Annotated in this window: 21 protein-coding genes and 1 pseudogene; 8 read left to right on the plus strand and 14 right to left on the minus strand. The window is 66.3% G+C overall.

The window, feature by feature from the left end:
* The 11 genes and pseudogenes from P1U75_RS06365 to P1U75_RS06415 form a co-directional block, all read right to left on the minus strand.
* Positions 1-260 (minus strand): annotated as a pseudogene (locus P1U75_RS06365) (transposase); the annotation flags it as partial.
* Positions 261-431: 171 nt separating this feature from the next.
* Positions 432-854 (minus strand): hypothetical protein, encoded by a 423-nt coding sequence (locus P1U75_RS06370; protein WP_300241114.1) that lies wholly within the window; start codon positions 852-854, stop codon positions 432-434.
* 5 nt (positions 855-859) lie between these two features.
* A complete protein-coding gene (locus P1U75_RS06375) occupies positions 860-1267 on the minus strand; it encodes a hypothetical protein (RefSeq protein WP_300241117.1) in 408 nt (135 codons plus the stop codon).
* A 161-nt stretch (positions 1268-1428) separates the two neighbouring features.
* Positions 1429-3414 (minus strand): RNA polymerase sigma factor RpoD, encoded by a 1986-nt coding sequence (rpoD, locus tag P1U75_RS06380; RefSeq protein WP_300241119.1) that lies wholly within the window; start codon positions 3412-3414, stop codon positions 1429-1431.
* Positions 3415-3585: 171 nt separating this feature from the next.
* Positions 3586-5562, minus strand: a complete 1977-nt coding sequence (gene dnaG / locus P1U75_RS06385; RefSeq protein WP_300241121.1) for a DNA primase — start codon at positions 5560-5562, stop codon at positions 3586-3588.
* 141 nt (positions 5563-5703) lie between these two features.
* On the minus strand, positions 5704-6000 hold the full coding sequence (locus tag P1U75_RS06390; RefSeq protein WP_300241320.1) for a hypothetical protein: 297 nt from the start codon (positions 5998-6000) through the stop codon (positions 5704-5706).
* A gap of 42 nt (positions 6001-6042) precedes the next feature.
* Positions 6043-6588: a sarcosine oxidase subunit gamma gene (locus P1U75_RS06395; RefSeq protein WP_300241124.1), complete on the minus strand. Its 546-nt coding sequence runs from the start codon at positions 6586-6588 to the stop codon at positions 6043-6045.
* Entirely contained in the window at positions 6581-9511 is a 2931-nt protein-coding gene (locus tag P1U75_RS06400; protein ID WP_300241127.1) for a sarcosine oxidase subunit alpha family protein, read from the minus strand. Before P1U75_RS06400 ends, P1U75_RS06395 begins: the two co-directional genes overlap by 8 nt.
* The gene (locus P1U75_RS06405; RefSeq protein WP_300241129.1) at positions 9508-9771 is read right to left on the minus strand and encodes a sarcosine oxidase subunit delta; all 264 of its coding nucleotides are present in this window, start codon (positions 9769-9771) and stop codon (positions 9508-9510) included. The genes P1U75_RS06400 and P1U75_RS06405 overlap by 4 nt, the downstream gene beginning before the upstream one ends.
* A 59-nt stretch (positions 9772-9830) precedes the next feature.
* A complete protein-coding gene (locus P1U75_RS06410; protein WP_300241131.1) occupies positions 9831-11084 on the minus strand; it encodes a sarcosine oxidase subunit beta family protein in 1254 nt (417 codons plus the stop codon).
* A gap of 219 nt (positions 11085-11303) precedes the next feature.
* Positions 11304-12731 carry a Glu/Leu/Phe/Val dehydrogenase gene (locus tag P1U75_RS06415; RefSeq protein ID WP_300241133.1) on the minus strand — a complete coding sequence of 476 codons (1428 nt, stop codon included), beginning with the start codon at positions 12729-12731 and terminating at the stop codon, positions 11304-11306.
* 331 nt (positions 12732-13062) lie between these two features.
* Here P1U75_RS06415 and P1U75_RS06420 point away from each other — a divergent pair, with 331 nt between their 5' ends.
* From P1U75_RS06420 to P1U75_RS06430, 3 genes are read left to right on the plus strand one after another with little or no spacing between them, the layout of a single operon-like run.
* On the plus strand, positions 13063-14835 hold the full coding sequence (locus tag P1U75_RS06420; RefSeq protein ID WP_300241135.1) for a TadE/TadG family type IV pilus assembly protein: 1773 nt from the start codon (positions 13063-13065) through the stop codon (positions 14833-14835).
* Positions 14832-15368 (plus strand): TadE family protein, encoded by a 537-nt coding sequence (locus tag P1U75_RS06425; RefSeq protein ID WP_300241137.1) that lies wholly within the window; start codon positions 14832-14834, stop codon positions 15366-15368. Before P1U75_RS06420 ends, P1U75_RS06425 begins: the two co-directional genes overlap by 4 nt.
* Entirely contained in the window at positions 15368-15925 is a 558-nt protein-coding gene (locus P1U75_RS06430; RefSeq protein ID WP_300241139.1) for a pilus assembly protein, read from the plus strand. Before P1U75_RS06425 ends, P1U75_RS06430 begins: the two co-directional genes overlap by 1 nt.
* Here P1U75_RS06430 and P1U75_RS06435 read toward each other — a convergent pair.
* The gene (locus P1U75_RS06435) at positions 15922-16392 is read right to left on the minus strand and encodes a hypothetical protein (RefSeq protein ID WP_300241141.1); all 471 of its coding nucleotides are present in this window, start codon (positions 16390-16392) and stop codon (positions 15922-15924) included. The two genes, P1U75_RS06430 and P1U75_RS06435, sit on opposite strands and share 4 nt — an antisense overlap.
* Positions 16393-16450: 58 nt before the next feature.
* Entirely contained in the window at positions 16451-17407 is a 957-nt protein-coding gene (locus tag P1U75_RS06440; RefSeq protein ID WP_300241144.1) for an NAD(P)-dependent oxidoreductase, read from the minus strand.
* Between the two features lie 188 nt (positions 17408-17595).
* Here P1U75_RS06440 and P1U75_RS06445 point away from each other — a divergent pair, with 188 nt between their 5' ends.
* Complete coding sequence (locus P1U75_RS06445) at positions 17596-18507, plus strand: pirin family protein (protein WP_300241146.1); 912 nt, start codon at positions 17596-17598, stop codon at positions 18505-18507.
* Between the two features lie 188 nt (positions 18508-18695).
* Complete coding sequence (locus P1U75_RS06450; RefSeq protein WP_300241148.1) at positions 18696-19676, plus strand: hypothetical protein; 981 nt, start codon at positions 18696-18698, stop codon at positions 19674-19676.
* On the opposite strand, the gene P1U75_RS06455 is transcribed toward P1U75_RS06450, so the two are convergent.
* On the minus strand, positions 19660-20265 hold the full coding sequence (locus P1U75_RS06455; protein WP_300241150.1) for a TetR/AcrR family transcriptional regulator: 606 nt from the start codon (positions 20263-20265) through the stop codon (positions 19660-19662). The two genes, P1U75_RS06450 and P1U75_RS06455, sit on opposite strands and share 17 nt — an antisense overlap.
* Positions 20266-20364: 99 nt before the next feature.
* Between P1U75_RS06455 and P1U75_RS06460 the strand changes: the two genes are divergently transcribed.
* From P1U75_RS06460 to glpX, 3 genes are all read left to right on the plus strand, one after another.
* Positions 20365-20646, plus strand: coding sequence for a hypothetical protein (locus P1U75_RS06460; protein WP_300241152.1), 282 nt, complete (start codon positions 20365-20367; stop codon positions 20644-20646).
* A gap of 89 nt (positions 20647-20735) precedes the next feature.
* Positions 20736-22022 carry a homoserine dehydrogenase gene (locus P1U75_RS06465; protein ID WP_300241154.1) on the plus strand — a complete coding sequence of 429 codons (1287 nt, stop codon included), beginning with the start codon at positions 20736-20738 and terminating at the stop codon, positions 22020-22022.
* An 82-nt stretch (positions 22023-22104) separates the two neighbouring features.
* Complete coding sequence (gene glpX, locus P1U75_RS06470; RefSeq protein WP_300241157.1) at positions 22105-23076, plus strand: class II fructose-bisphosphatase; 972 nt, start codon at positions 22105-22107, stop codon at positions 23074-23076.
* The last annotated feature ends 28 nt before the right edge of the window (positions 23077-23104 follow it).

The raw sequence follows: 23104 nt of genomic DNA on the forward strand, positions 1-23104 counted from the left end.
CCAGCCCTGCCAGCCGCCACAGGCTCGCCACCATCCCGGCCGTTTGTCTCAGGGGCAGTTTGAACAGAACCTGGATCGTCAGGCAGAACCGGATGGCAGCATTGCAGAATACCGGAGGGCGCCCGGCCCCCCCCATCACGCGGAGCGTGCCATATCATCTCCTTGTCCAACCAGATCAACAGGGAGCCGCGCTTCCGCAGCGCGGCGTTGCAAGCGGACCAGTTCGTTGTGCGGTAGCGGGCGGCTAAAGGTTTCCGCATGCAGCCCTTCTAAACCCATGGATTCGCGTTGTGAATCCTTCAGGAGCGAGTTGCGCAACAACGCCTGTACGACCGAGCGTTGCACATCCCAGCAATAGGCGATTGGCTGTACCCTCGCCGGCACCGCCTGAACTAGTCCCCAATCGTCCGGCGCGTCAGGCGGTCCGCGCCTCAGGGCCAGCGCCGCCAGGGAAACTCGTCGAACCGGCTGTCATGGCAATACTGCCGCGCAATCGCCGCGCTCAGGTTCTCGCCCGCGCGCCGCACCGTCAGGGAATAGCCGGTCGCGGTTTCGGCCCCCGGCGGCGGCGACAACGCGAAGTGAACCGCCTTGCGTCCGGGCCGCACGACCGAAGGGCCGACCGGTCGCCAGACATAGATCCGCTGCACCACCGCGACGCCCAGCACGACAGTGGCAAAATCGCCGATGCCGCACCAGTAGTCGGCCGCGCCCGAGCCGACCCGGCCGACCACCTCGTACACCCCGCCGCCGAGGGGCTGAACCTCATGTCCGTTCACCGCGCGCCAGGCCAGCGCCGCCCCCGGCAGGACGATCAGCAGCGCCGCCAGCGCCAGATTCGCGTGTCGGGCCAACGCACTCAGCGCCGCACCGGCGGCGGCGCGCAGTACATCGCCGCAAGTTGCAGCGACAGGTGATTGCCGGGCTTCATCAGATTGAGAATCTGGGCCAGATCCTGTGATTGGGGCGGCACTGCATCCAGGGTGAATTGCACCGCCGTGCGGCGCCCCGTGGTCACGCTGGGGCCCCGCTTGCGCAGCACATAGATCTGCGCCGTCCAGGGCGCGTTCAGCACCCGCCGCGCATAGTCCGAGGCGCCGCACCAGTAATCGTCCGCCGAGCCGGCGGTGCGTGCGATCACCTCGAAGGTGGTGTCGTCGATGGCAAAGGCCCGCGTATCACGCCGGCCGTTGAACGCCCCGGCAGGGATCGGCAAAACGAGACAAAGGGCGGTCAGCGCCGCGAGGGATCGGGAAAGGGGGGACATGGTTGCTCAACATCTGAAAGGAAAACAGGGCCAGTTTAGCGCGGATCGGCCGGGCGCGGTAGGGGCGTACACGCGGGCGTGATCTCCGGGAAGAAGACAAGCCGCACCAAGAGGCCAAACGGCCCAAGAAGAAAAGGCGCCCTAAGGGGCGCCTTTCAACCTTACTGATCGAGGAAGCTTCGCAGCTTGCGCGACCGCGACGGGTGCTTGAGCTTGCGCAGCGCCTTGGCCTCGATCTGGCGGATGCGTTCGCGGGTCACGCTGAACTGCTGGCCGACCTCTTCCAGCGTGTGGTCGGTATTCATGCCGATGCCGAACCGCATCCGCAGGACCCTCTCCTCGCGCGGGGTCAGGCTGGCCAGCACCCGTGTCGTGGTTTCCTTGAGGTTTTCCTGAATGGCGCTTTCCAGCGGCAGGACAGCGTTCTTGTCCTCGATGAAATCACCAAGCTGGCTGTCCTCCTCGTCGCCGATCGGGGTTTCGAGGCTGATCGGCTCCTTGGCGATCTTCATCACCTTGCGAACCTTCTCCAGCGGCATCTGCAGCTTTTCCGCCAGTTCCTCGGGTGTCGGTTCCCGCCCAATCTCGTGCAGCATCTGGCGCCCGGTGCGCACCAGCTTGTTGATGGTCTCGATCATGTGCACCGGGATCCGGATGGTTCGGGCCTGATCCGCGATCGAGCGGGTGATCGCCTGGCGGATCCACCAGGTCGCGTAGGTGCTGAACTTGTAGCCGCGGCGATACTCGAACTTGTCGACGGCCTTCATCAGGCCGATGTTGCCTTCCTGAATGAGATCAAGGAATTGAAGGCCACGGTTGGTGTATTTCTTGGCGATCGAGATCACCAGCCGCAGGTTCGCCTCGACCATTTCCTTCTTGGCCTGACGCGCCTCTTTCTCGCCCTTCTGGACCTGCTGAACGATGCGGCGAAACTCGGAGATGTCGAGACCGACGTATTGGCCAACCTGCGCCATGTCGGCGCGCAGCTCCTCGACCTTGTCGGTCGAGCGTTCGATGAACATCTGCCAGCCGCGGCCCGGCTTTTCGGCCATCTCGTCCAGCCAGGTCGGGTCCAGCTCGCGCCCGCGGTATTCTTCCACGAACTCGCGGCGGTTAATCCGGGCCTGGTCGGCCAGTTTCACCATCGCGCTGTCGATCGCCATCACCCGGCGGTTGATGCCGTAAAGCTGGTCGATCAGCGCCTCGATGCGGTTGTTGTGCAGGTGCAGTTCATTGACCTGCTCGACGATCCGCGCCCGCTGCGCCTGATAGCTGTCCTCCTGCCGCTGCGAGAAGGCGCCGGTATCGCCCAGGGTCGCCGCGATGCGGCTGTCCTGCATTTCCGACAGTTGCGCGTAATCGAGCGAGATCTGCTCCAGCGTGGTCAGAACCTGGTCCTTGAGCGCGGCCTCCATCGCGGCCAGCGACATGTTGGCCTGCTCGTCCTCGTCGTCGTCGTCATCCTTTGCGATGGGGTTGCCGTCGGCGTCGAGTTCCGGGCTGTTGTCGGCCTCCGGCGTCTTGGTCGCGGCCACCGCCGAGGTATCGACCAGCGGCTCTGCGGTGGCGTCGTCGCCCATCTGGTTGCCGAATGTGGCCTCCAGGTCGATCACGTCGCGCAGCAGGATGTCCTCGGACAGCAATTCGTCGTGCCAGATTGTGATCGCCTGGAACGTCAGCGGGCTCTTGCACAGCCCCGCGATCATCGTGTTGCGACCGGCCTCGATCCGCTTGGCGATGGCGATCTCGCCCTCGCGGCTCAGCAGTTCGACGCTGCCCATCTCGCGCAGGTACATGCGCACCGGATCATCGGTCCGGTCCAGCTTCTCGGTCTGCTGACCGGCCAGCGTGACCTCGCGCGCGCTCTCGGTGGTGGCGACCTCGGTCGAGCCTTTCTGCTCTTCTTCCTCGGCCTCTTCGTCCTCGATGATGTTGATGCCCATCTCCGAGAGCATCGACATCACATCCTCGATCTGTTCCGAACTGACCTGGTCGGGGGGCAGAACCTGGTTGAGCTGGTCGTAGGTGATGTAACCTTTTTCACGGGCCTCGGCGATCATCTTCTTGACCTGGGCCTGGCTCATGTCCAGCGTGATTTCCGGTTCCTGCTCCTCGGGTTTCTGGTCCTCGGTATCCTTGGCTGCCATTCAATGCTCCTGCAGGGGCTTGAGGTGATTCGTCCGGATGCGAATCATTTGGAAAGTTCCGGTGATTCGGTCACCCGACCACCTGAATGTCCACCTCTATTCGATATAAAAAGCCGCCTCAACGGCCCGGTTTGGAATAACTGATCCGATTCGTGTCTGCGTGTCCCCGTCTCACCCGCGCGACCGGCCACCTCGGGTGAAATCGATATTGTCGAAGACCTTGTCGCGGTACTCGACATCCGACTTGTCCAGGGTCAGCCCGTTTTCCGCCACGACCGACTCTCCACCTCCGTCCAGTTCGACGCGATAGGACCGCGACCGCGCCTCTGCCGCCTGTCCCAGCCGCCATGTCATGGCCTCGTCCGCCATGCCGCTCAACTCCTCCTCGGCCTCGGCGACCTCGGCATATCCCCCGCGCAGCGCTTCGATTTTCGCGAATTCCTGCGCCAGGGTCATTCTGGCCAGATCGATGTCGCCGGGTTTGCGCATGCAGGGGTTTATTGCCACATGGCGCAGCCGTTGGAGGTTTTCAAGGGCATGCGGCCCGGCAGCGGCGGTAATCCTGTCCTTCAGACCGGCCGGATCGGCGCCGGGGTCGCGCAGGATCAGGTCGCGCAGCAGCGCGTGGTCGGGATCGGCGCAGCTCATCGCCTCGATCCGGTGCTCGAATTCCACGATCAGCTCCGGCGCGGAAATCGCTGCCGCCAGGATCACCGCCTCGCGCATATGGGTCTCGGCGGCCTCTCCGGCGGCGACAAGGAACGACGATTTGGTCGTCTGAGCCGGTCCTTCCAGCACCGCCCCCCGGCCCTTCCAGCCCCCCGCCACAAAGGCCGCCTGCCCGCGCGGGCGCGGCTGTTTCTTCGGGCGTAACAAGTCCCAGCGCAGGTCCTTGATTGCCTGCCCGTAGTGGCTTCGGATCGACGGATCGCGGATCGCCCGGATCCGCTCGCGCAGCGCCTTGTCCAGTGCCGCCTTGCGTTCGGGGCTGTCGAAATCCCTGCCCTCGGTCTCGCGCCGCCACAGCAGCCGCACCATCGGCTGGGCCTGATCCAGCACTTTTTGCACCGCCGCCGCCCCCTCGGCGCGCAGCAGGTCGTCGGGATCCTTGCCCTCGGGCATCAACGCAAAGCGCAGCGATTTGCCCGCCTCCAGCAGCGGCAGCGCCAGGTCGATCAGCCGCATCGCCGCGCCGAGCCCCGCCTTGTCGCCGTCGAGCGCGATGATCGGTTCGTCCGATATTCGCCACAACAATTGCAGCTGCGTCTCGGTGATCGCCGTGCCCAGCGGCGCCACCGCCGCCTCGAACCCGGCCTCGGCCAGTGCGATCACGTCCATGTACCCCTCGGCCACCACCAGCGGCTGGCCCTTGCCCGCCGCCGCCCGCGCCGGGCCGTGGTTGAACAGCGACCGGCCCTTGTCGAACAGCTCGGTCTCGGGGCTGTTGAGGTACTTGGCGTTGTCGGAGGGGTCCATCGCCCGCCCGCCAAAGGCGATCGCGCGGTCCTGCGCATCGCGGATCGGGAACATGATCCGGTGGCGAAAGGTGTCATAGGGCTTGCCGCCCTTGGTCGAGGGTTTCGCCAGCCCGGCGGCAAGGATCAGCTCCTCCTCCACCCCCTTGCCGCGCAAATGGTCCCACAGGTTCTGCCAGCCCGCCGGGGCAAACCCGATCTCCCAGCGCTCCAGCGCGGCCGCGTCCAGCCCCCGGCGCGCCAGGTAGTCGCGCGCCTCCGCCCCGGCCCCGGCTTTCAGCTGCAGGCGGAAGAACTGCACCGCCTGCTCCATCACCTCGGCCAGTTGCCCGCGCCGGTCGGCCTTTTGCTGTGCCCGGGGGTCACGCGCCGGCATCTCCATCCCCGCCTCGCGCGCGAGGATCTCAACCGCCTCGATGAAGCTGACGTTCTCGGTCTCCTGCACGAAACCGATAGCGTCGCCCTTGGCCTGGCAGCCGAAGCAGTAATAGAACCCCTTGCGGTCATCGACGTGAAAGCTGGCGGTCTTCTCGTGGTGAAACGGGCACGGCGCCCACATGTCGCCCTTGGCCTGGTTCGACTTGCGGCTGTCCCAGATCACCTTGCGGCCGACCACCTGCGTAAGCGAGGTGCGGGTGCGCAATTCGTCGAGGAATCCGGGGGGCAGTGACATGGGGTGAAGTATCCTCGCATTGACGAAGCCTGTCCAGAGCCGGACGGCGGCACATGCACCGCGCCGCCCGAACGGAAAGCGAAAGACCGCCGCGGCGCGCGCAGGCACTGCGGGGCGGTCACAGACGCATCGGCGCCCCGGCTATTGCTGCAGGCAAAGCTCGTTCCAGGCCGCCGAGAGATCCTCGTTGCGGATCACCTGCATCTTCTGCTCGTAAACCCAGGGCGCAATCAGCGGAATCGCGTTGTTGTAATTCTCCGGCCATTCCGGGTCGGTCGCCGCGATCGCCTTGGGCACATCACGCTCCTTGACCCGGTCCAGCCGCGCCTGCTGGATCGCCGCCACCACCTGGGCCTGATAGGCGCAGCTTTGTTCCTTGCTGTCGGCGGCCAGAGCGGGCGAGGCCAGAAGGGCTGCAACAAGGGTCAGGCGGATCAACATCGGGGCAACTCCTGAATCGGTTGGTGTTCGCCCGTCACCCTAGCCGCGCGCCGCGACCGCTTCCATCGCCGTTTTCAGATCGTGAACCAGTGTCGCGGCCATCGAGCGGAACACCAGGATCATGAACGCCCGCTCACCCACCCGGGTGACCGATCCCGACATATGCGCCACCTGGCTGCACACTGTGTGCCCCCGCTTGAAGACCGCGGCGCGCAGATCGACCGGCACCAGCCGCGCCAGCACGTCCTCGGCGCCCGCCCCCTCCAGCCGCACCGCCGCCCAGGCGTCGCTCTGATCGCTCAGCGCCGCATGCTCGGCCAGCGCCGGATCGGGGTCCGGCCCGGCCAGCAGCGCGCCCTCGCGGCCGAACCACAGCCCCCGCGCCCCGGCCTTGCCGGTGGCCCGGTTCGGCGCCGGGAACGCCATGCCATGCGCCGCCTGCAACGCCTGCGACAGCGCCTTTTGCCGCCCGCAATAGGGCAGCACCATGGTCAGCGTGCCCAGATCCGCCTCGCTGGCCGTGACCCCGCCCAGGGTCAGCGGAAGCAGCCCGTCACAGGGGGATTTCGCAACAAGTTCAGCCACGCACGCGCCCTCCCTCGGGATCGAAGAACACCGGATCGACCACCTCGCAGAGGGTCTCGACCCCGCGCAGGTGATCGACCATCTTCACCACCTCGCCGATCCGGTCCGGCCCGCGCCGCAGAAAGCCCAGCGCAACCACATGCCCCAGCGTCGACGAAAAGCCCGCCGATGTGACATAGCCCTGGTCGTTCTGCCGCACCGGCGCGGCGTCCTGCGCAAAGAGATGCCCGCCGGCGGTGATCAGCTTCACCGCCCCGGCGGGCTTCAGCCCCACCAGCCGCTCACGTTCCGGATCGGTCAAGCCGGGCCGCTGGCTCAGCGTCTTGCCGATGCAGTCCTTTTTCGCCGAGACCATCCGCCCCATGCCAATGTCAAAGGCGGTGGTGCGCCCGTGGATCTCGGCATGGGTGATCAACCCCTTCTCGATCCGCAGCACGTTCAGCGCCTCCATGCCGTAGGCGCCGCCGCCCATCCCCTCGGCCCGCGCCACCAGCGCCCGGAACAGGCTGTCGCCATAACGTGCGGGAACCGCCAGCTCATAGGCATGTTCGCCCGAGAACGAAATCCGGAACAGCCGCCCTGCCACCCCCAGAACGCGCACCGCGCCGCAGGCCATGAACGGCCAGTCGTCCGCCTCCAGCGGTGCATCGAGCACCCCGTTCAGCAAGTCGCGCGACTTCGGCCCGGCCACGGCGAACTGCGCCCATTGCTCGGAGACCGAGGCAAAGCGCACATCCCACTCCGGCCGCAACCCCTGGTGGACGAAGTCCAGGTGCCGCATCACCTCGCCCGCCGCCGCCGTGGTGGTGGTCATCAGGTAATGATCCTCGCCCAGCCGCGCGGTGGTGCCGTCATCCATGACATAGCCGTCCTCGCGCAGCATCAGCCCATAGCGCACCCGCCCCACCTTCAGCGTGCTGAACATGTTGGTATAGACGAAATCGAGCAACCGCCCCGCGTCCGGCCCCTGGATGTCGATCTTGCCCAGCGTCGAGACATCACAGATCCCCACCGCCGCGCGCACCATCGTGACCTCGCGGTCGCAGCTCTGCCGCCAGTTGCTCTCTCCCGGCGCCGGGAAATAGCTGGGCCGATACCACAGCCCGGCCTCGATCATCGGCGCGCCGCGCTCCCGGCTCGCCTTGTGGCTGGTGGTGAGGCGTTCGGGCGCAAACCCCTTGCCCTGCCCGCCGGCGCCCAGCGCCGCGATGGCGATCGGGGAATAGGGCGGCCGGAACGTGGTCGTCCCGGTCTCGGGGATGCCGCGCCCGGTGGCATCCGCCAGCACCGCCAGCGCCGCCACGTTCGAGCTTTTGCCCTGGTCGGTGGCCATGCCCTGCGTGGTGTAGCGTTTCATATGCTCGACCGAGCGGTAATTCTCCGCCGCCGCCTGGCGCACATCCTTCACCGTCACATCGTTCTGGAAATCCAGCCAGGCGCGCCCCTTGCCCGCCACCGCCCAGAGCGGCGCGATGCGATACTCCGTATCCTCGGCCATCGGCAGATCCGGCTTCGGCGGTTTGATCCCCAACTCCTCCAGAGCCCCACGCGCCGCCTCGGCCCCCTCGCGCAGGCAGGCCTGCGTCGAAAACGCCCCGTTGCAGGCCCCCGCCGCGACCATCCCCGGCACCGCGCCGGGCGTGGGCACGAAGGATACGATGTCCTCGCGCCAGACCGGCCGCCCGTTCATGTGACAGCTCAGGTGCACGCTCGGGTTCCAGCCGCCCGACATCGCCAGGCAATCGGTCTCGACCCGGTGCTCCGCCGCGCCGCTGCGCAGGGTGATCGCCTCCAGTCCCAGCCGCCCGGCGCTGCCCACCACATGGGCGCCGCGATGCACCTCGAAGAGGTCCGATCCCGGCGCATCGGCGCGACTGTCGATCACCGCGACCACGTCGACCCCGGCCTTAACCATGTCGCGCGCGGTACGGTGGGCGTCGTCGTTGTTGGCAAAGACCGAAACCCGCCGCCCCGGGCTCACCCCCCAGCGATTGAGATAGGCGCGCACCGCCCCCGCTGTCATGATCCCGGGCCGGTCGTTGTCGGCAAAGGCGATCGGCCGCTCCAACGCCCCCGCCGCCAGCACAGCGCGTTTCGCCACGATGCGCCAGAAACACTCCACCGGCAGCCCCTCCTGCGGCGCCCGGTGATGCCCCACCCGTTCCAGCGCCGCAAAGGTGCCCTGGTCATAGGCTCCGGCGACCGTGGTGCGGGTCATCAGCCGCACGTTCTCCGTCGCCGCCAGTTCGGCCAGCGCCGCCTCGGCCCACTCATGACCCGGCCGCCCCTCGATCGTCTCGGTCTCGGCCAAAAGCCGCCCGCCCATGCGGGCCTCCTCGTCGGCCAGGATCACATCGGCCCCGGCGCGCCCGGCCACCAGGGCCGCCATCAGCCCGGCGGGACCGGCCCCGATCACCAGCAGGTCACAGAACGCAAAGGCGCGCTCGTAGCGGTCCGCATCCGGCTCCCCCGACAGCGCCCCCAATCCGGCGGCGCGGCGGATCGCCGGCTCATAGATCCTTTCCCAGAACGCTTTCGGCCACATGAAGGTCTTGTAATAGAACCCCGCGCCAAAAAACGGCGCGGCCAGGTTGTTCAGGCTCAGCAGGTCGTGTTTCAGCGACGGCCAGGCGTTCTGGCTGCGCGCCTCCAGCCCCTGGTGGATTTCCTGCACCGTGGCGCGGGTGTTCGGCGTCCGCCGCCCGCCGGTCCCCACCGTGACCAGCGCGTTGGGCTCCTCGCTGCCCGCCGTCAGGATGCCGCGCGGCCGGTGATACTTGAACGACCGCCCGACCAGCCGCACCCCGTTTGCAAGCAACGCCGAGGCCAGCGTGTCCCCCTCCAGCCCGGCATAGCGCACCCCGTCGAACCGGAACGGGACCGAGCGCGAGCGATCCAGCAGCCCCTTGCCCGCAACCCTCATGCCCCCGCCTCCCCCGCCAGGCGCGTCTCCAGCACCGCGTGGCTCACCGTGTCGCGGGTGACCACGATCCAGGCGCCGCAGCCATCGGCGTGATACCACAGATCGCGGGTCTCGCCTGCCGGGTTATCGCGCAGAAAGACATGCTCGTCCCAGGCCTCCGCGCCTGCATCGGGCTCCGGTCTGTCCAGCGCCAGGGCCGCCCCCTTGTAATAGAACTCCCGGCGGTCCCGCTCGCCGCAGAGCGGACAGGTGATCCTCATCGCGCGCGCCCCTGCTTCTTCTCGTTGCAAATACTCATATCCGGCCTCTCCGCCGGCGCTCAGTGCAGATTGTGCTGCGCACCGGTGCCCTCCTCGTCCATGATCCCCGCGCCGGTGCGGAACCGGTCCAGCCGGAACTGCGCCGCCGCCGCGTGCGGCCGCCCGGTCGCCAGCAGATGGGCGAAACAATGGCCCGAACCGGGCACCGCCTTGAACCCGCCGTAGCACCAGCCGCAATTGAGGTAGAGCCCCTCGATCCCGGTTCGGTCGATCACGGGCGAGCCGTCCGGCGACATGTCCATGATGCCGCCCCAACTGCGCAGCACCCGCGCCTTGCCGATCATCGGCATCAGCGCCATCCCCGCCTCCATCACATGTTCCACCGCCGGCAGGTTGCCGCGCGCGGCGTAAGAGGCATACATGTCGATGTCGCCGCCGAACACCAGCCCGCCCTTGTCCGACTGGCTGATATAGAAATGCCCCATGCCGAAGGTCACCACCGTGTCGATCACCGGCTTCAGTCCCTCGGTGACGAAGGCCTGCAAGACGTGGCTTTCGATCGGCAGCCGCATCCCCGCCATCGCCGCCACCTGGCTGGAGCGTCCCGCCACGACGATGCCGACCTTGCCGGCCCGGATCGCGCCCCGGCTGGTCTGCACCCCGGTCACCTTGCCGTTCTGGATGTCGATGCCGGTGACCTCGCAGTTCTGGATCAGATCGACGCCCCTCTGGTCCGCCCCCCTGGCATAACCCCAGGCCACCGCGTCATGCCGCGCGGTGCCGCCGCGCGGATGGTAGAGCCCGCCGTAGACCGGAAAGCGCCCATTGTCGAAGTCGAGATAGGGCGCAAGCCTGCGCACCCCGTCACGGTCCAGCAGGATCGCATCGTCGCCCTGGTTCACCATGGCGTTGCCGCGCCGGGCATAGGCGTCGCGCTGGCCGTCGGAATGGAACAGGTTGATCACGCCGCGCTGCGAATGCATGACGTTGAAGTTCAGCTCCTGTTCCAGCCCCTCCCACAGTTTCAGGGAATGCGAATAGAACTCCGAGTTTCCGGGCAGCCCATAGTTGGCCCGCACGATGGTGGTGTTGCGCCCGACGTTGCCGCCGCCGAGATAGCCCTTTTCCAGCACCGCGATATTGCGCAGCCCGTGTTCGCGGGCCAGGTAATAGGCGGTGGCCAGCCCATGCCCGCCGCCGCCGATGATGACGATGTCATAGGCCGGCTTCGGCTCCGGGTCGCGCCAATGGGCGGTCCAGCCCCTGTTGCCGGTCAATCCCTCCTTGAGGACTCGCAGCCCGGAAAATCGCATCTCGGTCTCCTGACAGGTCGGCGCCCGACGGCGCGCCGGGCAGCTGTGACACTAACACCAGAGCCGCCGGAGGCCAGCCCGAGAATCCCGACACGCAACGGTCTGCCAGCGACAAGATGCGGCCCCTTGCGGGTCGGCGCCCGCGCAGCGCCCCGGAGTGTACGAAACGGCGCCGGAACTCCCCGATCCGGCGCCGCTTGAGTCGTCATCGGTGCGGGATCACAGCCCCTTGGCGCGGTAGCTCGCCGCCACCTTTCCGATCGACACGATATAGGCCGCGGTGCGCAGGTCCTGGACATCGGACCGATCGTGCCACACCTCACGCATGGATTGATAGGCGGTGCGCATGGTGTCGTCCAACCCCGAGCGGACCAGCTCCAGCTCGTCGGCGCCGCGCAGGTATTTCTGTTTGAAATCCGGGCTCGGCGACCAGGTCTTGCCAAGGGCATCGCTCAGGGTTTCAAGCTGCTCGACCACCAGCTGGTGGCGCGCCTCTTCCTGCCGCCGCTGCATCCGGCCAAAGCGGATGTGGCTGAGGTTCTTGACCCACTCGAAGTAGGACACCGTCACGCCGCCAGCGTTGGCGTACATGTCGGGAATGATCACCGTGCCCTTGTCGCGCAGGATCTCGTCCGCCCCGGCGGTGACCGGACCGTTGGCGGCCTCGATGATCAGCGGGGCCTTGATCCTGTGGGCATTGGCGAGGTTGATCACCCCCTCCAGCGCCGCCGGGATCAGGATGTCGCAGTCATGTTCCAGCACCGCCGCCCCCTCGGCGGTATGGGTGGCGTCGGGGAACCCGGTGACGCCGCCGTGGCGCGTGATCCAGTGATGCACCGCCTCCACGTCCAGCCCCTCCTCGTTGAACAGCGCGCCATCGCGTTCGATGATCCCGGTGATCCGCGCGCCGTCCTCCCGAGCCAGGAACTTGGCGGCGTGATAGCCCACGTTGCCCAGCCCCTGCACGATCACCCGCTTGCCCTCGAGCCCGCCCGAGAGCCCGGCCTTTTCCGCATCGACCGCATGGCGGAAGAATTCGCGCAGCGCGTATTGCACGCCGCGCCCGGTGGCCTCGACCCGCCCGGCGATGCCACCGGCGTTCAGCGGCTTGCCGGTCACACAGGCGCGCGCGTTGATGTCGGTGGTGTTCATCCGCGCGTACTGGTCGGCGATCCAGGCCATCTCGCGTTCGCCGGTGCCCATGTCCGGCGCCGGTACGTTCTGCGAGGGGTTGATCAGGTCGCGCTTGGCCAGCTCATAGGCGAAACGCCGGGTGATCATCTCCAGCTCGTGCTCGTCGTACTGGCGCGGGTCGATGCACAGCCCGCCCTTGGAGCCGCCAAAGGGCGCCTCGACCAGCGCGCATTTGTAGGTCATCAGCGCCGCCAGCGCCTCGACCTCGTCCTGGTTCACCGCCATGGCGTAGCGAATGCCGCCCTTGACCGGCTCCATGTGCTCCGAATGCACCGAGCGATAGCCGGTAAAGGTCTGGATTTTCCCCCGCAGCCGCACCCCGAACCGAACCGTGTAGGTCGCGTTGCAGACCCGTATCTTTTCCTCAAGCCCGGGCGGAAGATCCATGATCGCCGCCGCCCTGTTGAACATCAGATCCACGCTCTCGCGAAAACTCGGTTCCTGCAGGACCATGGGTAAGCCTCCTCATACCGTTCCCCGTGCATACGCGACTCGCCGTCGGCGGCCACTTGTCCGTCAGACTATGATCTTCGCCAGCAGGCCGCGACCTTTTTAAGCATTCGCGTTCTTGCAGCCGTTTTTTCCGGCAATTCCCGAACCCGCCATCGCGGATCACGACCGGCGGCAGAGGGCCGGAATACCCCCGGAAACCCCGCCCGCTGCCGCCGCTTCCCGCGAAATACCGTGCATTCGCCAAACTTCAGCCACGATCCGGGCCGATAAGGACGACGGTGAGTTGTGTTCCGCAGTCTGCGGCACACCGATTGAGCGTAACGAGGACCTGATGTGTCAGCGACCTGATAACCGGATCGACTCCCGCAGCGCGCGCCCCTGCCTCGGGCGCGTCTCGGTGCACTGGCTTTCCACCCACGCCCGCCGGTTTGCGGCGCGCGAGGATGGCTCGCTGATCGTCTTCGCCGTCTATATCTTCATCATCATCCTGATGTTCGGCGGCATCGGCATCGACCTGATGCGCTACGAGCGGGACCGCGCCAACCTGCAATACACCATGGATCGGGCGGTTCTGGCCGCCGCCGACCTCGATCAGACCCTCGCCCCGGAGGACGTGGTCAAGGATTACCTCGACAAGGCCGGGATGCGCGATTTCCTCACCAGCGTCACGGTTGACGAGGGGCTGAGCTATCGCACGGTGTCGGCCACCGCCTCGAGCGACATCAAGACCCAGTTCATGCACATGACCGGCGTCGATACCCTGACCGCGCCGGCTGCCAGCACCGCCGAGGAACGTATCGAGGGGGTGGAAATCTCGCTCGTGCTCGACGTGTCGGGGTCGATGAACAGCAACAGCCGCCTGACGAACCTCAAGATCGCCGCCAAGGACTTCGTCGACCAGATGGTGGACAACACCAAGGACGGCGACATGTCGATCTCGATTGTGCCCTATGCCACCCAGGTTTCGACCCCGGCGGTCTTTCTCGATCAGTTCAACGTCACCGACGAGCACAGCTATTCCAACTGCGTGAACTTCGACGGCAGCGATTTCGACTCAACCGCGATCAGCCCGTCGTCCGAGTTGAAACGGACCATGCATTTCGATCCCTGGACCAGCCGGTTCGAGGGGCGCGACAACGACCCGCCGGAACTGGTCCCCTCGCCGGTCTGCGAAGCCAAGGCAAGCCGCGAACTGGTGGTGCTGGAAAAGGACCGCGATACGCTCAAGGATTTCATCAGCAACCTGTCGGCTGACGGCAACACCTCGATCGACATCGGGATGAAATGGGGCACCGCGCTGCTCGACCCCAGCCTGCAGCCGGTCATCGACGCGATGATCGCCAGCGGCGATGTCTCGGGCGATTTCTCGGACCGTCCGCACGATTACACCGACGGCGAAACGCTGAAGGTGCTGGTGCTGATGACCGACGGACAGAACACCAGCCAGTACTACCTGCCCGACGACTATCGCTCCGATCCGACCAACGCCTGGTGGAACGCCGAGGAACAGGTCTATTCGGTCAACACCGGCCCGGATACCTACGACCGCGACGACGATGGCAACACCTCCGAGGACATGTACTACTGGAACGAACTGGAGGAATGGGGCGACCACCCCTATGGCAACGGCACTTACGAGGGCGAGGGCGAGGGCGAGGTCTGCAAGAAGTACGACAAAAAAACCGGCGACTGCAAGAAATACAAGACAGTCAAAGTCACGACGGCCGTCGAAGAGGACGGCACGGCGGTAGAACTGTCGATGGGGGACCTGTTCGCCTATACAACCGCGCTGGAGATTGCCGACAATATTTTCGCGCCGACCATGGGACAGGACGATGCGCGCGACAAATGGTACTACGGCACACGCTATGTCTATGTGAACAGCTCCACCAAGAACGCCCGCACCAAGGCGATCTGCGACGCCGCCAAGGCGGAAAACATCATCGTGTTCACCATCGGATTCGAGGCGCCCTGGAGCGGGCTTCAGGTGCTCAAGGACTGCGCCAGTTCCGACAGCCATTTCTTTGACGTGGACGGGCTTGAGATCGCCGATGCCTTTGCCTCGATCGCCTCGTCGATCCGCAAGCTGAGGCTGACGCAATGATCGCGCGGGCGCTAGGGCGGTTGCGCCGGTTCTGGCGGGCCGAGGACGGCAACGCGACGATCGAGTTTGCCATCACCTTTCCGGCGATCATCACCATCCTGCTGTCGGGGCTGGAACTGGGCTTTGTCACCATGCAGCATTCAATGCTGGAACGCGCGATGGACATGACGGTGCGCGACATCCGCCTGGGCACCGGCACCGCGCCGCAGCACGACGACATCAAGGACATGATCTGCGCCCGCGCCGGGTTCATTCCCGATTGCGACACAAGCCTGCGGCTGGAGATGATCCAGGTCGATCCGCGCGCCTGGAGCGAGATCTCGACCGATCCCGACTGCACCGACAAATCCGAAGAGGTCTCGCCTGTGCGCAGTTTTGTCAACGGGCAGGAGAACGAGCTGATGATCCTGCGCGCCTGCGCCAAGATCGATCCGGTCTTTCCCACCTCGGGACTGGGCAAGAACATGGTCAAGGACGAATACGGGCAGTATGCGCTGACCTCGACCTCGATCTTCGTTCAGGAACCGAGGTGATGGCGATGATGGATCGGTTCCGTTCCCTGTTGCGCCGCTTCGCCGGCGACACCCGCGGCAGCGTCGCGGTGGAATTCGTGATCGTCATGCCGTTCCTGTTCTGGGCGTTCATGGCCACCTACGTCTATTTCGACGGCTACCGGCAGAGCGCGCAGAATCTCAAGGCGGCCTTTTCGATCGGCGACATGATTTCGCGCGAAACCCAGGCGATCGACGACGATTACCTCGACAGCATGGAGGCGGTACTGCGGTTGATGACCCGGTCGGACATGCCGATCAAGCTGATGGTCACGGTGGTGCGCTGGGACGAGGACGACGACCGCTATTACGTCGATTGGTCCGAGAGCCGCGGATTCGACGCCGCGCGCACCAATGCCGACATGGCCGATATCGCCGCCGACTTGCCGGTAATGCCCGACAACGAACGTGTCATCCTGATCGAGACAGAGGCGAGTTACGAGCCGGTGTTCGATATCGGGTTGGGCACCCGGTCGATCGAGAACTTCGTGTTCACCCGGCCCAGGTTCGCGCCGCAGGTGGTCTGGTCGGACAGCTAGGCCCGCTCGGCCAAGAGCGCCGCCAGCACTTCCGACATCGCCTTGGTCTGCGGCGCCGAGGTTACCCCGCCGACGCCGATGCGCCGCCCCAGCCGCCACCACACTCCGGGCCGCCAGGCCCGTCCGCCGGGCGCGCGGGTGCGGATCAGGAACCCGTTGGAGGGCTTGAAGGCAAAGAGCCCGCGATCCAGCGCCTCGATCTCATCAACGGCTGCGATGCGGGTGCCGTCGCTGGCGCGCAATTCGTTGCGGGTCAGCTCGATCCGGTGCGCGGTGGCGCGCCGCATCCGCTCGGCGGTCCAGAGCGCTGCGGCCCCGGTGAGCAGCAGGAAACCCTGCCATTGCGGCGCCGGCGGCCGGGCCAGCGCGACATAGATCACCAGCCCGCCGATGGCGGCCAGAACCCCGACGCCCAGCCAGCGGCGTATCGCCGAGACCCGCACCGTCGCCAGAATATCGTCCTCCATGGGCCCCTCCGCCTGCCTGCGCCGGCGGGCTTACCCGAATTCCCCGACCGCGAACAGCCTATTCCGCCGCCCCGCGCATCGGCAGGACCTCGGTGCCGGACGCCTCGGGTTCGTCATCCGTCATCTCGGCCGGAAAGCCCGGCGCGCGGATGTCGAGACCGGTGGCCTCCTCCAGCCGCCGGATGATGTTCGGCGACAGCTCGCGCGGGCCGAACCGCGCGATCCCGTCGGCGAAGATCCCGATCAGCAGCGGGCTCAGCTCCAACGGAACCCCGGCGCGGTCCGCGACCTCCTGGAACAGGCCGATATCCTTGGCCACCAGATCCATGGTGAAGGAAATGTCGCGACTGCCGTTCAGGATCACCTGGCTTTCGGTCTCGTGCACGAAGGAGGTGCCCGAGGAAATGCGGATCGCCTCATAGGCCACGCCCAGGTCCATCCCCGCCCCCTTGCAGACGGTCAGCGCCTCGGCGCAGCTGACCAGGTTGGCGGTGGCCAGGTAATTGGTGACCACCTTGAGCACGCTGGCGCTGCCCAGATCGCCGGTGTGCAGGACGCGCCGCCCCAGGATCGTCAGCAGCGGCAGGATGCGCTCGAAGGTGGCACGGTCGCAGCCGGCAAAAATGCTGATGTTGCCGGTGTCGGCCCGGTGGCAGCCCCCCGACACCGGGCAATCCACCGCCGCGCCGCCGCGCGCGATCACCAGCGCGCCCAGCCGCTGCACCTCGGCGGCATCGGTGGTGGACATCTCCATCCAGATCTTGCCCTCGGTCACCTCGTCCAGCATCTGCCGCATCACCGCGTCCGAGGCCGCCGGGCTGGGCAGGCAGGTGATCACCGCGTCGCAGGCCCGCATCATCGCCGCCGGATCGCCGCCCGCCGTGGCCCCGCGCGCGACGAAATCCTGCACAAGATCGGGGTTCAGATCGTGAACGCTCAGATCGACGCCGTTGCGCAACAGGCTGCCCGCCAGCTTGCCGCCCACGTTCCCCAGCCCGATAAATCCGACGTCCATGCTTATCCCTCCTGCACCATCCGCCTGGATCACCCTAGGGGGCGGAAACCGACCGTCGCCTCTGTTTGCGACATGCCCTGACGCACGCATCCGTGCATTGGCGCACAGCATGCGTGACCCCAGCGACCTTTGCCCGAGGCCGCCGCCCCCCTATCTGAGCATCGACCCACCAGCCAGGAGGCAACCCCATGTCGCTGAGACCCACCATCGAGACCCGCCGTGCCGTGCCCGCGCTGGAAGGCGCCGGTGTGAAACTGCACCGTGCCTTCGGGTTCCAGGATCCGAGCGAGCTGGATCCCTTCCTGCTGTTCGACGATTTCCGCAACGAGCGGCCCGAGGATTACCTCAAGGGCTTTCCCTGGCATCCGCACCGGGGGATCGAGACCATCACCTATGTGCTCTCGGGCACGGTGGAGCATGGCGACAGCCTCGGCAACACCGGCACCTTGGGCGCGGGCGACGTGCAATGGATGACCGCAGGGTCGGGAATCCTGCACCAGGAAATGCCCAAGGGCAACGCGCAGGGGCAGATGCACGGGTTCCAGCTCTGGGGCAACCTGCCCAGCAGCCAGAAGATGACCGCACCGCGCTACCAGGACGTGCAGGGCAGCGAGATCCCCGAGGTGATCGACGATGACGGCACCCGCGTGAAGGTGATCGTGGGCGAATTCTGGGGCCAGACCGGCCCGGTCGACGGCATCGCGGCCGATCCGCAATACCTCGACATCTTTGTGCCGGCCGGGGTGAAAAAGACATTCCGGATCGACACCTATCGCCGGGCCTTTGCCTATGTCTTCGACGGGGCCGGTGCCTTTGCCGATGCCTCCTCCCCCTCCGGCGTGCTGCTGGAAAAGGAAGTGGCCGGCGCGGAGGTCAATATCCGCGACCTCTCCGGCGACCGTACCCTGGTCCGCTTTGGAACCGGTGACGAGATCACCGTGCAGGCCGGCCCCGAGGGCGTGCGGTTCCTGCTGATCTCGGGCGCGCCGATCGCCGAGCCGGTGGCCTGGCACGGCCCGATCGTAATGAACACGCAGGAAGAGCTGATGCAGGCGATGCGCGACCTGCGCAACGGCAATTTCATCAGACCGGCGCACTGACACCAGGCAATCCGCCGCGCCGCCCCTCCCGACCGCATCCCGCGCCTTGGTTATACCATGGCGCGGGATGCGGTCGATTTTCTTGAAGGCAAATCCGTTTTTCGATGTATAGTTTTTCCGATCCGGTGCCCCGGCCCGGAGACCACAGTTTTGAATGAATACATTTTTTCAAGAAAAAGGGGGCTGCCATGTCAGCCAAGACCGCTCAGGATCTCGTCAACAGTTCCGTCGTACAGAAATACATCGAGAACATCGACCGTGACTCGGAAAAGGCCCTGAAAACCGCCAAGACCGTGCTCGGCTCATCCACCGTAAAACTCTATTCCTCGACAACGCTCAGCGAATACAAGGCCGACCGCGACCGCCTCGACAAATGCTGGGGCGAGTTCAACGGGGCCTGGAACAAGGTCATGTTCGGAAAGGCCAGGGACTCGAAGGAACTGATCAAGACCTATACGAAGTATGTCCTCGCCCTGACCGCGCTGGAAGAGGCCAACGCCAAACATGAAGCGATGATGAATGCCGGCTTCGCGGCGCTTGCCGCGACGCTGCTCAGCCTTCTGGCGGACTGGATCAAGGAAATGCACAAGCGCTGCAAGGCGCTGGAAAAGGATCTGAAGGATCTCGAAAAACTGCTGAAAAAGGCCCAGAAGGAAGTGACCGAGGCCAAGTGGCAGACCGGGTTGAACATCGCGGTGACCGCGGTGTCCTTCTGCCTCGGACCCGTCGGCTGGGGCGCCCGGATCGGTGTGGCCCTGGGCGGTGTCGCGGTGCATTCGGTGATCGATGGCGCCCTGGGCCCCAGTTCGGGCAGCCCGCTGGGCGCGGCCAACACGGTGGCGGGCGAATCCGTCGAGCTTGCCGACAAGCTGTCCAAGGGCTCAAAGAAGCTGACCGGCGCCGCCTCGGCGGTGATCACGCTCAAGATGGACACCGACGAGATCGCGCAGGCCGAAAAGATCGTGAAGGAGGTTCGCAAGAAGCTGAACTCCGTTGCCACCGAATATGACCGGCTGGCGCGCGCCACCGCGAACTGGAAAACCGATATTGCCAAGGTTCAGAAACAGGCCGATGCGGCGCTGAATGCGTACAGATCCGCGGTCAAAAAGTACAAATCGCACGAGAAGGAACGCCAGGCCCTGCTCAAGGAATTCAAGCAGTGGAAATAGCCGCCGGTGCCACCGCCTTGCGCACCATGTCCCAATAGACCGTCTCGACCTCGTCCAGCGACAGCCGCCCGCCGGCGCGATACCAGGTATTAACCCCGTTCAGCATCGCAATCACCGCCAGCGTCGCAATCTTGGTATCGGCGACATCGAAGACGCCGCCTGCGACCCCGCGCTTCAGGATCGCCTCCAGCCCATCCTCGTAGCGGCCGCGCAGGGCGCTGATGGCGGCGTGGTTCTCCGGCGTGAGGTTGCGCAGTTCCATGTAGGCGATGAACACCTCCTCCGGGCGCTCCAGGTGGAACCGGATGTGAAACCGCGTGAATGCCTCGAGCGCCGCGACCGGGCCATTGCCCTGCGGGCGCGCGCCCCAGGTTGCCAGCAATTCCTGCATGTGGTCCTGCATCAGGCCGAACAACAGGCTCTGCTTGTCCCTCGTGTAATTGTAGAGCGCACCGGCCTGCACCCCGACCTCGCCCGCGATCTGGCGCATCGACACCGCGGCATAGCCGTGGCGCGCGAACAGCCGCTGCGCCGCCTGCTGAATACGCGGCCCGGTGATATCGGAATGAGAACCTGCTGTGCGTGCCATGGGTGAAACGCTATCTGAACAGATGTTCAGAAAAAACCCCCTGCTTGCGCCTTTTGCGCCGAACGGGCATGAAAGGCCACGCCCTGCACCGGATTGCCCATGTTCCAGCCTCGCCGATTTTTCACCGCCCCTGCCTGTCTTGGCCTGCTCGTTGCCGTGGTGCTGTTCCTGCCGGGTTGCAACCGGGTGCCGGAGCTGGCCTCCGCGCGCGGCGATGCGCTGCGTCACGCCCCCTACCCCACCCTGATCCCGCTGGAACCGGCGCTTGCGATCAACGCCGCCGAGCCCGACAGCGCCGAGCGGCTGGAGCGCGAACTGGGCTGGCGCCGCGCCCGGCTCGAGGCCCGAGCGGCGCGGCTGCGCGCGGCGCAGTCCGAGTGACGCACGGCGGCCTGCGCCGTTGCGCCGCCTAGCCGAACCGGCTAAGGCACGGCGCAGCATTTCGCGACTGACCAAGGGATCGAAACACGATGACGAACGCTCTGCGCCTGGGGATTGCCGGATTGGGAACAGTCGGTGTGGGCGTGGTCCGCATCCTGCGCAAGCAGACCAGGCTGCTGGAGGCCCGCACCGGGCGGCGGATCGAGATCAGCGCCGTCAGCGCCCGCGACTCGGGCAAGGACCGGGGCGTCAACCTGTCGGCCTACGCCTGGGAAACCGACCCGGTGGCGCTGGCCCGGCGCGACGACATCGATGTCTTCGTCGAGCTCATGGGCGGCTCCGAAGGGGCCGCCAAGGACGCGACCGAGGCCGCGCTCGCCAGCGGCAAGCATGTTGTCACCGCCAACAAGGCGCTCTTGGCCCTGCACGGTCAGGCGCTGGCCGAACAGGCCGAGGCGGCGGGGCTTTCGATCCGCTACGAGGCGGCGGTCGCCGGCGGTATCCCGGTGATCAAAGCCCTGGCCGAGGGGCTGGCAGGCAATGAGATCACCCGCGTGATGGGGGTGATGAACGGCACCTGCAATTACATCCTCACCCGGATGGAGGCCACCGGCCAGGGTTACAACGCCCTGTTCGAAGAGGCCGACAAGCTGGGCTATCTCGAGGCCGACCCCAACCTCGACGTCGGCGGCATCGACGCCAGTCACAAGCTGGCGATCCTGGCGGCAATCGCCTTTGGCACAAGGGTGAATTTCGACGGGGTCGAGATCGAGGGCATCCAGCGGGTGACGCTGGAGGATATCCGCCAGGCCGCCGACATGGGCTATCGCATCAAGCTTCTGGGTGTGGCGCAACGCAGCCCGCGCGGGCTGGTTCAGCGCATGCAGCCCTGCCTGGTGCCGGCCGACTCTCCGCTGGGCCAGCTCGAAGGCGGCACCAACATGGTGGTGATCGAGGGCGACGCGGTCGAACAGATCGTGCTGCGCGGCCCCGGCGCCGGCGAGGGGCCGACCGCCAGCGCGGTCCTGGGTGACATCTGCGACCTGGCGCGGGGCTGCCACATGCCGGTCTTCGGCCAGCCGGCCACGACGCTGGAAAAGGCCAAGGCGGCACAGACCGGCCTGCCCGCGCCCTATTACCTGCGCATGTCGCTGCTGGACAAGCCCGGCGCGCTGGCCAAGATCGCCAGCATTCTCGGCGAGGCCGGGGTTTCGATCAACCGGATGCGCCAGTACGGCCATTCCGAGGCCGCCGCCCCGGTGCTGATCGTTACCCACAAGACAACCCGCGCCGCGCTCAATCAGGCGCTGGAGGCCATGGGCAAGACCGACGTGATGGCGGGCGAGCCGGTGGCGCTGCGGATCGAACACCTCTGAGCCCGCGCGACCGGCAGGGCCTTGCGGCCCCTGCCCCGGGCAGGCTATGCGACCCGCAGGATTTCTGACAAAGGACTTTGCCATGACCGCCAAGGATACCTCCACCGCCTTCGAAGACCGGATGCTGTCGCTGGGCCTTGCCCGGGTCGCCGAACAGGCCGCGCTCGCCTCGGCGCCGCTGGTCGGACGCGGCGATGAAAAGGCCGCCGACCAGGCCGCCGTCAATGCCATGCGCGAGCAGCTGAACAAGCTGGACATCGCCGGCGTGGTAGTGATCGGCGAAGGCGAACGGGACGAGGCGCCGATGCTGTTCATCGGCGAAGAAGTGGGCACCGGCAACGGCCCGGGCGTGGATATTGCGCTCGATCCGCTGGAGGGCACCACGCTGACCGCCAAGGACATGCCCAACGCGCTGACCGTGATCGCGATGGGGCCGCGCGGCTCGATGCTGCATGCGCCCGACACCTACATGGACAAGCTCGCCATCGGCCCCGGCTTTGCCGAGGGCGTCGTCACCCTGGACATGAGCCCGACCGAGCGGGTCGAGGCGCTGGCCGTCGCCAAGGGCTGCAAGCCCACTGACATCACCGTCTGCATCCTGGAGCGTCCGCGCCACGAGGCGATGATCGCCGAGGTGCGCGGCACCGGCGCGGCGATCCGGCTGATCACCGATGGCGATGTCGCCGGGGTGATGCACTGCGCCGAGAGCGACCTGACCGGGATCGACATGTACATGGGGTCCGGCGGCGCGCCCGAGGGGGTGCTGGCGGCCTCGGCGCTGAAATGCATGGGCGGTCAGATCTATGGCCGGCTGCTGTTTCGCAACGACGACGAAAAGGCCCGTGCCGCCAAGGCCGGGATCACCGATCTCGACCGGATCTATTCCCGCGACGAGATGGTGACGCAGGACGTGATCTTTGCCGCCACCGGGGTCACCGGCGGCACCCTGCTGCCGGGGATCAAGCGGATGCCGGGATGGCTGGAGACGACGACGCTCTTGATGCGCTCCAAGACCGGATCGGTGCGGCGGATGCAGTATCGCACGCCGGTCTGAGACCGGGTCCGCGCCCCGGGCAACCCGG

The organism is Antarcticimicrobium sp. (assembly GCF_029212575.1).
In the GTDB taxonomy this organism is placed as follows: domain Bacteria; phylum Pseudomonadota; class Alphaproteobacteria; order Rhodobacterales; family Rhodobacteraceae; genus Antarcticimicrobium.